We start from the raw sequence: 15,662 nt of genomic DNA on the forward strand, positions 1-15,662 counted from the left end.
GCGGAGATTACCATATCGCCGGACCCTGGCAATGCTCAAGAAAATCGATTCCTCCCAGCTGCGCGTCGGCATGGCCATTCACGACCTCGACTGCGGCTGGATGGATCACCCTTTTGTGCGTGCCAGGTTCGTCCTGAGTAGCGAAGACGAAATCGGCAAGATCACGCGCGCCGGGATTCGCAACGTCGTCATCGATTGCGCGAAGGGGCTCGATGTATGGGAAGCGCCGACGCTGGCCGAATCGCAGGCGAAGACCGAAGCGGAAGTGACGGCGATCGCCGGCAAGCCTGTGAAACCGGTGCGCAGTACGCTCGGCGAGGAGATGCAGCGCGCGGTCGGGATCCGGCGCCAGGCGGTCAACCTGGTGCGCACGGTGATGCAGGACGCGCGCCTGGGCAAGGCGGTGGAGATGGACAACGTCGCGCCGGTGGTGCATAACATTACCGAATCGATCCTGCGCAACAGCGGCGCCTTGCTCAGCCTGATGCGCATCAAGACCAAGGACGACTACACGTTCCTGCATTCGGTCAGCGTCTGCACCTTGCTGGTGGCGTTCTGCCGTTCGCGCGGCATGGACGAGGAGACGATTTACCAGGCCGGTGTCGGCGGTCTGCTGCACGATACCGGCAAGGCGCTGGTGCCCGACGCCATCCTGAACAAGCCCGGGCGCTTGACCGACGAGGAATTCGCGGTCATCAAACGACATCCGCGCGACGGTTACGATTTCCTGTGCCAGACGCCGGAGATCGGCGCCATTCCCCTCGACATCACGCTGCACCACCACGAACGGCGCGACGGCAGCGGCTACCCGGAGATGCAGAATGCAGCGGAGATGTCGGAACTTGCGCAGATGGCGGCGATTGTCGACGTCTATGACGCGATCACCTCCGATCGTTGCTACCACAAGGGCATGCCGGCGGCCGACGCACTGCGCAAGATCTATGAATGGAGCAAGTTCCACTTCGATCCGGGCCTGACCCAGGAATTCATGCGCTGCGTCGGCATTTATCCGGTGGGCACGCTGGTGATGCTCGAGTCGGGCCGCCTGGGCGTGGTGGTGGAGCCGCACGAGAGCAACCTGCTCACGCCCAAGGTCAACGTGTTCTTCAATACCAAGAGCCAGACCTACATCCGTCCGGAGCTGCTCGACCTGTCGCGCGGGTTCGGTTTCGGCGGCGGCGACAAGATCGTGCGGCATGAGGCGCCCGACAAGTGGCGCGTCGATCCGGACAAGTTCCTGCTGGTTCCTTAGAAAAACTCCGCGGTGTCGTTCGAGGTCACCGTCTGCAGCAGTCCACGCTCGACCAGCTCGTTGTAATGGCAGACCTGGTTGCGGCCGTGGGTCTTGGCGTGGTACAGGGCCTGGTCGGCGTGGCCCAGCGTGACCACGGGCGAATCGTAGGGGCTGAGGCTGACAAAACCGATACTGACCGTCACCTTTCCCACCTGCGGGAACAGGTAAGAGGCGACATTGCCGCGGAAGCGGTCGATGATGCGGCGCGCATTCTTCAGCGTCGTCGCGCGCAGCAGCACGACGAATTCTTCGCCGCCGAAGCGAAACACCCGGTCCTGGGCGCGAAACGATGCCTGCAACTGGTTCGCAATCAGGATCAGCACCTCATCCCCATACAGATGGCCGAAGGTGTCGTTTACCGTTTTGAAACGGTCGACGTCGACGACGGCCAGCCATCCTTTTTCCTCTTCCCCGATGCAGCGCCGTTCCGGTTGGCCCGCCAGCGGCGGTTCGGGTTCGGCCGGGCATTGCGACATGCGTGCGAGCTGGTCTTCGAAGGTCTTGCGGTTGAGGAGACCGGTGAGCGAATCGCGTTCGCTGTAGTCGAGCAAATTCTGGAAATTGCGGTAGACGCCGACGATACCGGCCACCATGTGAATGGTGGCGGCCGGGAAGGGCGCGTCGCGCACGATTTCGAGGCAGGTATCGGCCTTGTCGCCGCACCAGATCGGCAGCCATAAAGTGCGGGTACAACCGGGGCCGCAGGCTTCGGCGCTGGTGTCGTGACGCGCCAGGCAGGCTGCCAGTTGCGGATAGGCGTCGAGCGGCTCGCCGGGCGTGCTGTTGTCGTGCAGGTCTTCGACGCGGGCACTGGCGCCGATACCGATGGTGGCGCGGACCCGCACATAGCGACGTACGCCGGTGGTAGAGATGGACAACACCCGCGTTTGCGCGGCGGCGGCTAGTTCCTGCACAGCCGCCACCACGGAGATGTCGAGCATCGCGTGGTCGCGGTGGCCGGTCATGTCCACCATGTGTTTTAGAAGGGAATCCATGTCGTTCTCGGAAATGTAATCAACCCGCCATTGCCTCCCAAGGCTGGCGCCGAGCGCCGAAATTTCCTAGGGGCAAGCGAAACAGCATAATCCCTTTTTGTTATCCGAGCAATATTTCCCCCGGTTTTTTTGATCTGCTTGGTGCTCACTGCAGGCACATGCGATCTGGATCAATATTTTCAGAACGCAATTAATTCCCTATGGAAAACTTGCTTGTAGTCAACTTACCGTACAGCATCATCTTTTATAGTGAACTCACTGCAGCGGAACTGACAATGCGAAGTTGGCAGCGTCAAGAGAAGTCTTCTGCCGCAGGGTTGTTCTTATAAACCACCATATGGAGCTTTTTCATGAAAACGATCTTTACCGCTGTGCAAGCTTTCATCGCTGACGAAGACGGCGTTACTGCCATCGAGTACGGTCTGATTGCTGCACTGGTTGGTGTCGCAATGGCGGCCACCGCCAAGGCGTTGGGCGCCGAGATCAATACGACGTTTACCAACGTAGTCGCCAAGCTGAAAGGTCAGTAATCAAGTAGTTTTGCCCTCCGGACTTCGGTCCGGAGGGCTTTTTTTTTGGGGAGTCCGCTCATGCCCATTTCACTCTGGCTCGACTTGGTGTTAACCATCCTCGTCGTCAGCGCTGCCGTAACCGACCTTGCGATACGCAAGATTCCCAATCTTTTTCTGTTGCTTGCCTGGTGTGCCGCCATCGGCTTGCGCTTGGCCGATACGGCACCGGTCGCGGGCATCGGCAACGCACTGGGCGGCGCGCTCGTCGGCTTCGCTCTTTTCCTGCCCTTGTACGCCGTTCGCGGCATGGCCGCTGGCGATGTCAAGCTGATGTCGACTGTCGGCCTGTTCCTTGGATCAGTGGAAACGGCGCAGGCCTGCATCCTCACCTGGTGTGTCGGCGGGGTAATGGCGCTGGTAATGATCCTGTTTTCGCGGCGCTGGTCCGACGCCTATGCCAACCTGCGCAGCATGCTCCTGCCGATGTTGCGTACCGGTCCGACCTTGCAGGCCGTGTCGCTGAGCCGGCCCAGTGTTGGCTCGATGCCGTATGGACTTGCCATTGCCATGACGGCGCTTTGGATGCTGGCACAACGTCACTTTCCGTAATGCCTAGTTTACACGGGGGAGTAAAGAAGATACGGATCAAGCTCTAATTAATTCCATGAGGAAACATTGTGAATGCACAAATTTCTTTGTGGAAACTTATCTTATAGTGGAATTACTGCAGCGTACTTAGTAATCACAACTGCAGTGTTCTTATAACCACCACCATATGGAGTGAATCATGAAAACGATTTTTACCGCTGTACAAGCCTTTATCGCTGACGAAGACGGCGTCACTGCCATCGAGTATGGCCTGATCGCTGCGCTGGTCGGTGTTGCAATGGCGGGTGCTGCAAAGGCGTTGGGTCTCGAGATCGACAAGACCTTCAATAGCGTGTTGACGGCTATGCAAAACAAGTAATTGCGCGAGCCTGCCCTCCAGACTCGCTCCGGAGGGCTTTTTCCAAGCTGATCCAACCTCGACACGCATGTTTGCAAAAAGTTATTTTCCATGCGGGTACCCGCTTGCTACGCCTCAATGGTCACAAAGACCTGGTCGCTAGAATGAATTCAATATTCCAAGGGAATGTACCCTTGTGAATGCTAGGAGATGACAAATGAGCGAAACGCTGTCATTCGCAGCGTCGGGCACGGTGCCTGCAATGTCTTCGGCACTTGCCGGTGAGACGGAGGTGGCAGCAATTCTGCCGCGCCAGCCACGAACCGTCAGCGACACCGGGCTCGATCTGCGACTCCTGGCCACCCTCGTGCTCAAGACATTGCGTGTTACTGGCCGCGCACCATTGCCGCTCTTGTCCGGAAAACTACGCCTCTCCATCAGCGTGCTGCGCGAAGTGCTGGTTGCCATGACGGCCGAGAAGCAGGTCGAGGTAGCATGGTCGGGCGATTCCGACATCGATGTGCAGTATCAGTTAACCGCCATTGGCGAACCTGCCGCGCTTGCTCGTCTGGCGGAGTGCAGCTATGTCGGACCGGCACCGGTGACGCTCCTTGATTACCACGCGATGGTAGAGCGCCAATCCTTGCGCCAGCCAATGCTGCGCCACCCAAAACCTCACAGAGCGCAGTCATCTTCTGCCCACTTGACGCCGGCGGAACTGGCCACCGTATTGGCCGAAGACGGCCTCGATCCCTCTTTGCGCGGGTTGCTCGGCGCAGCCTTGCATGCGCAGCGCCCGCTGCTGTTGCACGGCCCGTCCGGCGCCGGCAAGACGACATTGGCGCGCAAGCTGGCGCGCTTGCTGCCGGGCGCGGTCGCAGTGCCGTACGCGATCCTGATGGATGGTCACATCGTTCCGTTCCACGACCCGCTGCGCCATCCAGCCCCATTGCCGCTGGGACGCCAGCAGGAAGAACGCCGCAGCTGCGACGCGCGCTGGACGATCTGCCAGCGCCCCTTGGTGCATGTCGGCGCGGAACTTGAGCCATCGATGCTCACGCTGCAGGCCGATCGCGCCAGCGGTATGCATCGTGCTCCACTGCAACTGCAGGCCAACAATGGCATCCTCGTGCTTGACGATCTCGGCCACGCGCGTACGCCTGTGGCCGAGCTGCTGGCGGGCTGGCGTGGCCTGCTCGACGGCGGCCCCGCCCGCTTCGGAACCGGCGAAACCATGCCATTCGATGCGATGCTCGTACTCGTCACTAATCTAGTACCGGCCAGCGTGTTCGACGCTGCCTTCCTGCGCCGTATCGCTTACCGGGTCGACCTCGGACCACTGGCTGAACCGGCCTACCGGGCTTTACTGCACCGTACCAGTATGCTGCATGGCGTCGACTGCGACGAGGACGTGGTCAACCACCTGATCACGCGCTTGCACCGTGCCAGCGGTACCCCGCTGCTGGCCTGCTATCCACACGAGCTGCTCGGCCGTGTACGCGATTTCGCCGGTTTTGCCGGCACCGAACCCCGCCTGACGATCGCTGCCCTGGAGCAGGCGTGGAACAGCATCTGCACCAGCGGCAGCGCCCCGGCCTCGTGCCCCGTCGCAGGAATCGAACCATGAAAAACAAGCGCGCCCTTGTCGTGATGGCCATTGCCATCCTGTTCGGCCTGACCGCCGTGATCCTCGCTTCACGCTGGCTGCTGCTGCAGCCGGCTGCCAGCGCCGGACATATCGCGGTCGCCGCGACCGATATCAACCTCGGCCAGCGCCTGACCCCGGAAATGGTCAAGCTCGCCGAATGGCCCGCCGATAGCGTACCCAAGGGCGCCTTTACCGATCCCGCGAAGCTGACTGGTCGGGTGCTCAAAAGCAGCGTGCTGGCGGGCGAACCGGTGAGCGAAGCGAAGCTGGCGCCGGCAGGCACGCTCGGCGGCCTCTCGGCCCTGATCACCGAAGGCAAGCGCGCGATCACGGTGCGCGTCAATGATGTCATCGGCGTGGCAGGCTTCACGCTGCCGGGAAATTACGTGGATATCATCGTCAGCACCGCAAAGGATCCGACGCCCGAAACCAACGCCCGCGAACAAAGCATTTCGAAGATCGTACTCGAGCGCATCCTGGTGCTGGCGGTGGCACAGGAAGTCAACCGCGACGAAACCAAGCCGCGTGTGGTGAACGCCGTGACGCTCGAGGTCACGCCGGAGCAGGCCGAGAAACTCGACTTGGCGCGCAGTGTCGGCACGCTGTCGCTCGCATTGCGCAACCAGGTCGACCCGCAATCGGCCCAGACCGAGGGTGCCACCAAACTGACCTTGTTGCCGGTCGCGGCGCCGGTCGTCAAGCCGGCTCCGCCAAAGCCGGCCGCCACGCCACGGCGCCCCGTAAAGACTATGGTGCACCGGGTCGCCACGCCACCCGTACGTCGCAATTGCGTCACCGTCATCAATGGCCTGCATTCCTCGCAAGAGTGCCTCTGATCCCTTTACCGTATCAGGTGAAATTATGAACAGCAGTGCAAAACCGTCCGGCTATTCCATTCATCCGCGCACCGGCCTGGGTTCCCTGTTGCGCCAGTGCGCGCTTGGCGGCGTGGCATTGACGCTGGCCGGCGCAGCGCATGCCGCTCGCGTGAATCCCCAGGCCGATGCCGCACCGGCTGCCGGCGAGCGAACCGGCGCCGGGCCACGCTGCAGCGGCGAAGCGGCGCGTCCTGCGCAGGTTGCGCTGCAGATGGGTAAATCGACATTGATGCGCCTGCCGGAGGTAGTCCAGAACCGCAGTGTCGGCAACCCGGAAGTCGTGCAGGCGATGCTGGTCTCGCCTGACACGATGTACATCGCCGGCGTCGACGTGGGCACTACCAACATGATCGTCCAGGGCCGCAGCGGTTTGTGCAGCGTGCTCGATATCACGGTCTCGATGGACCCGAGCGCACTGCAGGCGACACTTGCTGCCGTCATGCCCGAGGAAAAGGAAATCCGCGTGCTGGCCGCCGCCGATTCGCTGGTGCTGACCGGGACCGTGTCGGACGCCTCAGCAGTCGCTCGCGCCGCCGAGCTGGCCACCGCTTATGTGCGCCGTCCGCTCCGTCCGTTGGGCGCCGTACCAAAGGACCTGGCGTCGAACGGCGCGGATGCGGCGACTGCCGCGGCCGGCCCGCGTCTGGTGAACCTGCTCGCAGTGGCGGCGCCACAGCAGGTACAACTCGAAGTGAAAGTGGCCGAGGTATCGAAGAGCCTCCTCGAAAAGCTCGAAACCGGCACCAATTGGAGCTTTTTTGGTACCAGCAGTTGGGCAACGACGCTGGCGACGAATTTCCTGAGCGGCACCCTGAAAAGCGGCTTGGCTTCGCAGCGCTCGAACGGCAACGGTTATAACGTCGGTGCCCAGACCCAGGACAGCCTGGTGCGGGTGCTGGCCGAGCCGAACGTCATGGCCATCAGTGGCCAGGAAGGCAGTTTCCTTGCCGGTGGCAAGTTCTATATCCCGGTGGCGCAGGACAACAACCGGATCACGCTGGAGGAAAAGGAATTTGGCGTCGGCCTGCGCTTTACGCCGACAGTGCTGGGCGGTGGCCGAATTAACCTGCGTGTCGCCCCCGAGGTATCCGAGCTGTCGCGCGAAGGCATCGGCATCAATGCCACGGGCCTGAACGCAAGTGCGATCCTGCCGGTCGTCACCACGCGCCGTGCCAGCACCACAGTGCAGCTGTACGACGGCCAAAGTTTTGCCATCGGTGGCCTGATCAAGAATAACTTGGTGACCGGCCTGAAAGGACTCCCAGTGCTGGGCGAGGTTCCTGTGCTTGGCGCGCTGTTTCGCAGTACCGACTTCCAGCAGGACCGCACCGAACTCGTCTTCGTGATCACGGCGCGCCTGGTCAAGCCATTGACGGCCACTGGCTACGCATTGCCGACCGATGGCGTCGAAGCCCCGTCGCGCGCCGCCCTGATGCTCGGCGGCCGGCTTGAGAGCACGGCAAAGCCGCCGGCGCCAAGCGCACGCACGGGTCAGAGCGTCGACGGATTCGAACTCAAATAGGAGGCGGCAATGATCACCAGGACAATCGCAGGAATCGTGGCGCTACTGCTGCTGCAAGGCTGCTCGAGCGCGCCGCATTTCGAAAAAAGCTTTGGCACGGCGGTACGCGCCAATCTGGCGGCGCAAACGGTCGATCCAGCCGCGGCGGCCAACACCAATCCTGCCAACGGCATCGACGGGGCGGCGGCGCGCGCCGCCCATGAGCGCTACCAGCGCTCCTTCATCCAGCCTGACGCCGCGGCCAGCACGCCGCTGCTCAATACACTCGGCAGCGGGAAATAAGCTGATCGGCGCGCGGCTGCAATTCCTCCGTTATTTCCAACTCAAGTGCGTCCACGAGGATTGTCATGAAAGCCCTTCTGATCAGCCGCGACAGCCTGCTGTTTGCCGAGCTCGCCTCTCAGGGCGCGGCACGCGTGCCGCCGCTGAATGTGGCCAACAGCCGTGTTTCGATGCGCGATGCGCTCGAGCGGCCCTTGGGGGAGGCACCAAGCGTGGTGATTGTCGATGCCGGCGAAGGCTCTCCCGACGATGCCGACCTCCTTGAACGCATGGCGCGCCAGTTCCCGGAAGCGCAATTCATCCTGCTCACCAGCGAGCATCAGCCTGAATTCCTGATTCGTGCAATGCGCGCCGGGGTGCGCGAAGTGCTGCAGCTGCCGCTGGTGCACCGGGCCTTTCACGAGGCGATGGACCGCATCGCCACCGCTGCCGGCGTCGCCCAGCTACGCGACGGCAAGGTACTCGCTTTTATCGCCTGCAAAGGCGGCAGCGGCGCGACCTTCATTTCGACCAATTTTGGCTATGCACTGGCCACGCTGGCCGAAAAGAAGGTCCTGCTGATCGACCTGCACGGCCAGTTCGGCGACGCCGCGCTGTATGTCTCGGACCAAAAGCCAGCGATGACGCTGTCCGATGTATGCGAACAGATCGCACGCATCGACGGCCCGTTCCTCGACTCTTGCCTGGTGCACGTCACGCGCGGCTTCGGTGTGCTGGCTGCGGCCGACGACCCGTCGCAGGCAAAGGAACCCAAGCCGGAACACATCGACGCAATCTTGCGCGTGGCACGCCAACACTACGATTACATCGTGCTCGACGTCGGCCGCCAGATCGACGCCGCCTCGCTGCGTGCGCTCGACAGCACCGATACCATCTACCCGGTGCTGCAGCTGGCGCTGCCCGACATCCGCGACGCGCGCCGCTTGCTCGACATCTTCCGCTCCCTCGGTTATCCCCTCGATACGATCCGCCTGATCGTCAACCGCTACGAAAAAGGCGGCCGTCTGCGCCTGCCGGACCTGCACGCGGCGCTCGGCTGCGAAGTCGTGCATACCGTGCCGAACGATTACGTCGCTGTGACCGACTCGGTCAACCAGGGGGTCCCAGTGCTCGAACTGTCACGCGCCAGCGCAGCTGCGCGCAGCCTGGCCGACCTGGTGGAACTGGTCACCGCGCGGCGCACTCCCGAAACCCGTGGCTTGCTCGAGCGCCTGTTCGGGCGCGGGGAAGCCGAGCATTGATTTGCAAGGAGAACCTCATGTCGTTGCGTGAACGCCTTTCCATTTCGGACGATGACCGCAAGGCCGGCGTGCTGCCAGCCGAAGCCGGCAACGCCGCCTATCAGGAACTGAAAAAGATGATGCACCAGATGATCCTCGACCGGATCGATCTGGAGCGCCTGAAGCGCCTGACCGCCGAGCAGTTCAAGCACGAGCTGGCCTTGCTCATCCAGCGCATCATCGAGGAAGAGCGGATCGTCCTCAACCAGCATGAGCGTCACAATCTCGTGCTCGACATCCAGCACGAAATGCTTGGCTTCGGCCCGCTCGAGCCGTTGTTGAACGATCCGACGGTGTCGGACATTCTCGTCAATACGGCCAGCCGCGTCTACGTCGAGCGCCGCGGCAAATTGGAAATGACCGACATCAGCTTCCACGACAACGCCCACCTAATGAAGATCATCGAGAAGATTGTTTCGCGCGTGGGGCGCCGCGTCGACGAGTCGAGTCCGATGGTCGATGCCCGCCTGCCCGATGGGTCGCGCGTGAACGCGATCATCCCGCCGCTGGCGATCGATGGACCGATCTTGTCGATCCGACGCTTCGGCGCCTCGCCGCTGACGGTGCAGAACCTGCTCGACTACAGGAGCGTGACGCCGCCGATGATGAAGGTGCTGCAAGGCCTGGGTATTGCCAAGATCAACATCCTGATATCGGGCGGCACCGGCAGCGGCAAGACTACGATGCTCAACCTGCTGTCCGGCTTCATTCCCGCCAACGAGCGCATCGTCACCATCGAGGACGCAGCCGAACTGCAGCTACGCCAGCCGCACGTGGTGCGTCTGGAGACGCGGCCGGCAAACATCGAAGGCAAGGGCGAGGTTACGCAGCGCGCATTGGTCAAGAATGCGCTGCGCATGCGTCCCGACCGCATCATCCTCGGCGAAGTGCGCGGTCCCGAGGCGCTCGACATGCTGCAGGCGATGAATACCGGTCACGAAGGCTCGCTCGCGACGATCCACTCGAACACCCCGCGCGACGCCTTGTCGCGTCTGGAAAACATGGTGGGTATGGCTGGTGTGAGCCTGACGCCGCGAGCGATTCGCCAGCAGATCTGCTCGGCGGTGACGGTGGTGGTGCAGGCTTCGCGCCTGATCGACGGCGGCCGCAAACTGGTCAGCATCCAGGAAATCACCGGCATGGAAGGGGACATTATCTCGATGCAGGAGATCTTCCGTTTCGAGCAGACCGGCGTTGATCGCGATGGCAAGGTGCTCGGTCAATTCTCTGCGACAGGGGTGCGTCCGCGCTTCGCCGACCGCCTCAAAATGTATGGCGTCGAACTCCCCGACGACACCTTCGATCCCGACCGCATTTTCCAATGAACCCGCAGGCTGTGCCTGCAGTGGAGTCGCGCCATGGACCTGCTTTTCTACACCTTCACCGTTTTTCTGTTCGCCGCCGTGATCCTGCTGATCGAGGGCGTTTATCTATGGTGGTCGAGCACCCATGGCAAGGCTGCCCAGCGTATCGCGCGCCGCCTGCAGGTCATGTCCGGCGGGATAGGTCGCTCGGGCGAGCGCATCTCCATCCTGAAGCAGCGGCGCTTCAGCGCCCATGACGGCTTCGATCGCCTGCTACACCGGATCACCCCCCTGCAGCGGATCGACGCCTTGCTGGTCCAGGCCGGCAGCACGCTGACCGTCGAACGCTTCCTCGGCTGTTCGCTGGTAGCCTTCCTGCTGGTTCTGGTTGTGAGCATGCGCTGGCCACTGCCGCTGGGGCTACGCCTGCTGCTGCTGGTGCCGGCGCTTGCAATTCCCTACGTCCTGGCACGGCGTGCACGCACGCGACGCCTGGGCCGCATCGAGCACCAGCTGCCCGACGCCGCCGATTTCATCGCCCGCGCGCTGCGTGCCGGACACTCGTTTACGAACGTGCTGCAAATCGTCGGCAACGAGCTGCCGGAACCGCTGAGCAGCGAGTTTCGCATAGCGCGCGAGGAAATCAACTACGGCGTTCCGATGGCCGAAGCGCTGCACAACATGGCGGCGCGGATTCCCCTCACCGACCTGCGCTACCTGATCATCGCAGTGCTGATCCAACGCGAGTCGGGCGGCAACTTGGCCGAGATACTCGGCAATATCAGCACCATCATCCGCAGCCGGTTGAGGTTGGTGGCCCAGGTCCGCGTGCTGTCGGCCGAGGGCCGCATGTCGGCCTGGATCCTCGGCCTCCTGCCGTTTGGCGTGATGCTGGTGCTGACATTGATTAATCCGGATTACGTCAGCCTGCTGTGGACCGACCCAAGCGGGGTACGCCTGCTGTGGTATGCGGCTGGCATGATCCTGTTCGGCGTCGTCTGGCTGCGCAAGGTCATCCGCATTCGTATTTAAGGAGCTGCAATGAATGCCGCACAATTATCGTTCTTGCTGATCGTCTTCGGTATCGTCTGCGCACTGGCCTGGCTGGCGATGATGCTGTTCGCACCGGGGGTGCTGCGCACCCGCCTGCGCCGTTTCATCGGCAAGTCCGATACCACCCAGCTCGAGTCCGATGGCTGGGTCGAGCGGGTCGCCAAGGTCACCCAGCCGCTGACCAAGCTGTCGATCCCGGAAGAGGGCTGGGAAAAGTCGCAGCTGCGCACCCGCTTCATGAATGCAGGCTGGCGCAACCCGGTTGCGCCGACCCTGTTCTTTGCCGCGAAAACGTCGCTGGCCTTGCTCGGCCCCGCCCTCGTCGGCGTGCTGGTCGCGACTGCCGTGATCACGCTGTCCGGCCTCCAGCTCCTGTTCCTGCTGTTGTTGACGGCGGCGGTTGGCTATTACATGCCGAACGTTAGCCTGAGCCGCATCGCACGCCGCCGCCAGCGCGAGATTTTCGAGACCTTGCCCGACGCATTGGACCTGCTTACCGTCTGCGTCGAGGCCGGACTGAGCCTGGAGCGGGCGTTCGTGAAAGTGGCGGGCGAGATTCATATTAAAAGCGTGACGCTGGCGCAGGAGTTGCAATTGGTCCTGATGGAAATGCGCGCTGGCTTCAGCAAGGAGCGGGCCTTGCGCAATTTCGCCCTGCGCAGTGGCGTTGGCGACGTCGACACGCTGGTTGCCATGCTGATCCAGTCCGAACGTTTCGGTACCAGCGTCGGCGATTCGCTGCGCGTGTATTCGGACAACCTGCGTAACAAGCGGCGCCTGCTGGCGGAAGAATGCGCTGCCAAGATTGGCTTGAAACTGCTGTTTCCCCTCATCTTCTGCATTTTCCCGACGCTGCTGATGGTCCTGCTGGGACCGGCCGGAATCCAGTTGAGCCGCACGCTCAGCGCCGTCAACGGCGCCCCCTGAACCGAGGAGAAGACCCATGCAATCCCGACGCATCGTCAAGAAAATTTCGGTGCTGTGTGCCGCCGCACTGCTGCTCGCCTGTGCCGACATTACGCGCCAGCCCGACGCCGCGCCGGCTGCCGATGCCGAGCGCGCATACGACCAAGGGCGCCAGCATCATGTGGCCGGCCGCTACGACGAAGCAATTACCGCCTATCGCACAGTACTTGCCTCTGCACCGCGGCATGCGCGCGCGCGCAATGCATTGGCGGCGGCGTTTGCACGCCAGGGCGACTTCGCCCAGGCCATCCCCATCTGGCGTGCGCTGACCGACGAGCTGACGCCTGGCACCGGACCGGATGGCGCCTATCTGTTCGCCAACCTCGGCTATGCCTATCTGCTGGGCGGTGACCTTCAGAACGCGGTGACGGCGCTTGAGAAAGCCTGTGTGCTCGATCCGCTCGACCATCGTGCCTGGAATAATTTGGGCGAGAGCCTGCGCCGCCTTGGCCATGACCAACGCGCTGCATTGATGTTCCGCCAGGCCGCTGCGTTGCGCGACCATGATTTCCGCGGCGACTACGCGGCGGCCGGCGGCACGGCGGTGGCCGCCATTGAGGCCGCGGTCGCGCGTCCGGCGCGGCCCGACACCGGCTGGGCGGCAACCGAAGTGCGTACAGCCGCCGACGGCACGCTTGAGCTGCTGCGGCTGCCGGCAAAAGGCGCGTTGGCGCAGAGCGCGCCGGTTCCGACGCCGCTCCCTCCCGTCCCGCATTCACGGCTTGATTTCGTGCTACTGGAAATACGCAACGGGAACGGAGTCACCGGCATGGCGCGCGCGCTGTCGCGCAAGATGACCGGCGATGGACTGCAAGTAACCCGGCTAAGCAACGAAAAAGGTTTCCAGGTACGTCATACCCGCATCGAGCACCATGCGGACTACCGCGCCGCAGCCGAACGGTTGGCCCAGCGCCTGGGCGACCGCCAGACAGGCCGCTTCGATCCGGTGCAGATCGTGCAGGTCGACAATTGCAAGCCTACCGACCTGCGCCTGGTTCTCGGCCAGGATCTGGCAAGCGGACAACTCGTGCTGCGTCCAGCCTTGCAACCTGTCCACATCGTGGCAGCGGCAGAGTTGCCAACCAAGGCCCCTTGAACGGGGTAGCCTGACACCTTTGTTCCTCATCAAACGTTGTCGATGCGCCCACCCGAAAATGGGATGATCTTTTTCATTTCACGGGAGCGTTGCCATGAACATTGCTCAGCGTTTCACCTCGGTATTGGCCGCCTTCATGGTGTTCCTGCTGGTTAGCTGCGCGCCGACCAGCACGCGCGAAGGCACGGGCGAATACATCGACGACACCGTCCTCACCAGCAAGATCAAGGCTGCCTTTGCGGCCGACCCCACTGTGAAAGCCACTGAAGTCAATGTGGAAACGTTTAAAGGCACGGTACAGCTGAGCGGCTTTGTCGAGTCGCGTGAAAGCGCCCAGAAGGCGGTGCAAATCGCGCGCGGGGTCAAGGGTGTGAAGGAAGTACGCAACAACACCGTCCTGAAGTAAAGGTCACGCGCGCGCGCAGGGAAAATGCGGCTCAACGGCGTAGTGCGCGCCTGATCAGCCGACCCGCGCCCACCAGCGACAGCACTACCACACCAAGCGCCACGTGGCCTTCGTAGACGTGGATCAGGTGTGGCATGTTTGCCTCATGGGCCTGGACAGGTAGCGCGATAAAAGTGGCAGCAAAGATCGCCGCAACCAAGCGACGGCGGTGCAGGGAAGGAGACATCGGCAGTCCTTGTCGAGATGGAGACATCGAACGCAGTTCGATGCCGATATCGACTGATCAGCAAGAACCGTGCCCTGGTCTGAACCCTTGCTCTCCCGCAAAGCCATACCTCAGACGCACCCGGAAAGTGCACCATCAGACGCGAAAAATGACGCGCGGCGCCCTGCCGAGGTGCATGCGCCTCGCGCACATTACGCACTCGGGACAAGCGTCATCCGGACCGCACCGGCCCGGAAAGCAAAAAGCCCAACCGTGATGGCTGGGCTTTTTGTTTGACTAATTGGTGCCGGCTGCCGGTTTCGAACTGGCCACCTGATGATTACAAATTAGCAAAGAAAACAGTATGTCTTTGATTAGTAAGAGAATTGTACAGTAAACTAGCGAAAGTAAAAGTACTTAGTTAACAGTAACTTAGCGTAAATTGACGAAGTCAAGGAGAACTGACAACTGTACCGATACTGTCACTGTAGACGCCGCTGTTGAAAGTAAGTGGAAATGGCAACACAGTAACTTTTACAATGCTTGCCGTCATCGCGCAGCCTAACGTAGCATGTTGGGTAGGATAGATCAGAGCATTGCTTACATGACAAAGGAATTGCGTGAACGTCAACATTATGGATGAACGGTGGAACAAACTACTCGCCCCAGGCCGCCGCAAAAAAGAGAGGCAAGGGGGCGATCAAAGTACGCGCGCTGACGAGACCAGAACAGAGATTGAGCGCGACTATGACCGCATTTTGTTCTCGACACCTGTTCGGAGGCTTTCCGACAAAACCCAAGTATTTCCTCTTGACAAGAATGACAGTGTGAGGACGCGCCTGACGCACTCTCACGAGGTTTCGAATCTGGCAAGAAGCATCGGCATGGCTCTTGCGTTCAACTATAAAATTGCGGGCGAGAGTGATGCAGCGAAGCGTGATATTCCCGCTCTCTTAGCCGCTATCGGACTTGTTCATGACCTCGGCAATCCTCCTTTCGGTCACCAGGGAGAGGCTGCGATACAAAGTTGGTTTACGGATCATAGAGTGTCGGTTTTGGAAAGTGCTGATCGACCACTGAGCGAACATCAAAAAGAAGATTTTCTGAAATTTGAAGGGAATGCTCAAGCATTCCGTCTCGTTACGCGGCTGCAGCTGCTGAATGACGACTTCGGTTTAGACCTAACTTATGCAACCTTGTCGGCCATGTAGTGGTCTAATGCCCCCGGACACCTCGATAGGTGGATAATTCACCTTCGAAGGAGTTTACATGACC

Annotated in this window: 17 protein-coding genes; 15 read left to right on the forward strand and 2 right to left on the reverse strand. The window is 61.5% G+C overall.

Annotated features, from left to right (window positions below; genetic code table 11):
• Positions 1 to 31: 31 nt before the first annotated feature.
• Positions 32 to 1,252 carry a cyclic di-GMP phosphodiesterase gene (locus IFT60_RS13830; RefSeq protein ID WP_192052548.1) on the forward strand — a complete coding sequence of 407 codons (1,221 nt, stop codon included), beginning with the start codon at positions 32 to 34 and terminating at the stop codon, positions 1,250 to 1,252.
• Here the strand turns inward: IFT60_RS13830 and IFT60_RS13835 are convergent.
• On the reverse strand, positions 1,249 to 2,289 hold the full coding sequence (locus IFT60_RS13835; RefSeq protein WP_192052549.1) for a GGDEF domain-containing protein: 1,041 nt from the start codon (positions 2,287 to 2,289) through the stop codon (positions 1,249 to 1,251). The two genes, IFT60_RS13830 and IFT60_RS13835, sit on opposite strands and share 4 nt — an antisense overlap.
• Before the next feature lie 350 nt (positions 2,290 to 2,639).
• Here IFT60_RS13835 and IFT60_RS13840 point away from each other — a divergent pair, with 350 nt between their 5' ends.
• The 13 genes from IFT60_RS13840 (at position 2,640) to IFT60_RS13900 (ending at position 14,182) form a co-directional block, all read left to right on the forward strand.
• Positions 2,640 to 2,819, forward strand: a complete 180-nt coding sequence (locus tag IFT60_RS13840; protein WP_192052550.1) for a Flp family type IVb pilin — start codon at positions 2,640 to 2,642, stop codon at positions 2,817 to 2,819.
• A gap of 60 nt (positions 2,820 to 2,879) precedes the next feature.
• A complete protein-coding gene (locus IFT60_RS13845) occupies positions 2,880 to 3,410 on the forward strand; it encodes an A24 family peptidase (RefSeq protein ID WP_192052551.1) in 531 nt (176 codons plus the stop codon).
• 178 nt (positions 3,411 to 3,588) lie between these two features.
• Positions 3,589 to 3,768, forward strand: a complete 180-nt coding sequence (locus IFT60_RS13850; protein WP_192052552.1) for a Flp family type IVb pilin — start codon at positions 3,589 to 3,591, stop codon at positions 3,766 to 3,768.
• A gap of 196 nt (positions 3,769 to 3,964) precedes the next feature.
• Positions 3,965 to 5,374, forward strand: a complete 1,410-nt coding sequence (locus IFT60_RS13855) for a DUF8689 domain-containing protein (protein WP_229510861.1) — start codon at positions 3,965 to 3,967, stop codon at positions 5,372 to 5,374.
• Complete coding sequence (cpaB, locus tag IFT60_RS13860; protein WP_192052553.1) at positions 5,371 to 6,231, forward strand: Flp pilus assembly protein CpaB; 861 nt, start codon at positions 5,371 to 5,373, stop codon at positions 6,229 to 6,231. Before IFT60_RS13855 ends, cpaB begins: the two co-directional genes overlap by 4 nt.
• Before the next feature lie 25 nt (positions 6,232 to 6,256).
• Positions 6,257 to 7,795, forward strand: a complete 1,539-nt coding sequence (locus IFT60_RS13865; protein ID WP_192052554.1) for a type II and III secretion system protein family protein — start codon at positions 6,257 to 6,259, stop codon at positions 7,793 to 7,795.
• Between the two features lie 9 nt (positions 7,796 to 7,804).
• Positions 7,805 to 8,077 (forward strand): hypothetical protein, encoded by a 273-nt coding sequence (locus IFT60_RS13870; RefSeq protein WP_192052555.1) that lies wholly within the window; start codon positions 7,805 to 7,807, stop codon positions 8,075 to 8,077.
• Between the two features lie 65 nt (positions 8,078 to 8,142).
• Positions 8,143 to 9,318 (forward strand): CpaE/TadZ family protein, encoded by a 1,176-nt coding sequence (locus tag IFT60_RS13875; RefSeq protein WP_192052556.1) that lies wholly within the window; start codon positions 8,143 to 8,145, stop codon positions 9,316 to 9,318.
• A gap of 17 nt (positions 9,319 to 9,335) precedes the next feature.
• A complete protein-coding gene (locus tag IFT60_RS13880) occupies positions 9,336 to 10,682 on the forward strand; it encodes a TadA family conjugal transfer-associated ATPase (RefSeq protein ID WP_192052557.1) in 1,347 nt (448 codons plus the stop codon).
• 33 nt (positions 10,683 to 10,715) lie between these two features.
• Positions 10,716 to 11,693, forward strand: a complete 978-nt coding sequence (locus tag IFT60_RS13885; RefSeq protein WP_192052558.1) for a type II secretion system F family protein — start codon at positions 10,716 to 10,718, stop codon at positions 11,691 to 11,693.
• 9 nt (positions 11,694 to 11,702) lie between these two features.
• Positions 11,703 to 12,641 carry a type II secretion system F family protein gene (locus tag IFT60_RS13890; protein WP_192052559.1) on the forward strand — a complete coding sequence of 313 codons (939 nt, stop codon included), beginning with the start codon at positions 11,703 to 11,705 and terminating at the stop codon, positions 12,639 to 12,641.
• Positions 12,642 to 12,657: 16 nt separating this feature from the next.
• Positions 12,658 to 13,776, forward strand: a complete 1,119-nt coding sequence (locus IFT60_RS13895; protein WP_192052560.1) for a tetratricopeptide repeat protein — start codon at positions 12,658 to 12,660, stop codon at positions 13,774 to 13,776.
• A gap of 94 nt (positions 13,777 to 13,870) precedes the next feature.
• Positions 13,871 to 14,182, forward strand: a complete 312-nt coding sequence (locus IFT60_RS13900) for a BON domain-containing protein (protein ID WP_192052561.1) — start codon at positions 13,871 to 13,873, stop codon at positions 14,180 to 14,182.
• A gap of 31 nt (positions 14,183 to 14,213) precedes the next feature.
• Here IFT60_RS13900 and IFT60_RS13905 read toward each other — a convergent pair whose 3' ends face one another.
• Positions 14,214 to 14,408 (reverse strand): hypothetical protein, encoded by a 195-nt coding sequence (locus tag IFT60_RS13905; RefSeq protein WP_192052562.1) that lies wholly within the window; start codon positions 14,406 to 14,408, stop codon positions 14,214 to 14,216.
• 599 nt (positions 14,409 to 15,007) lie between these two features.
• Here IFT60_RS13905 and dgt point away from each other — a divergent pair.
• Entirely contained in the window at positions 15,008 to 15,598 is a 591-nt protein-coding gene (gene dgt / locus IFT60_RS13910; RefSeq protein ID WP_197986324.1) for a dGTP triphosphohydrolase, read from the forward strand.
• Positions 15,599 to 15,662: the final 64 nt, after the last annotated feature.

It is taken from the genome of Massilia sp. CFBP 13721, from assembly GCF_014842025.1.
Taxonomy (GTDB): domain Bacteria; phylum Pseudomonadota; class Gammaproteobacteria; order Burkholderiales; family Burkholderiaceae_D; genus Telluria.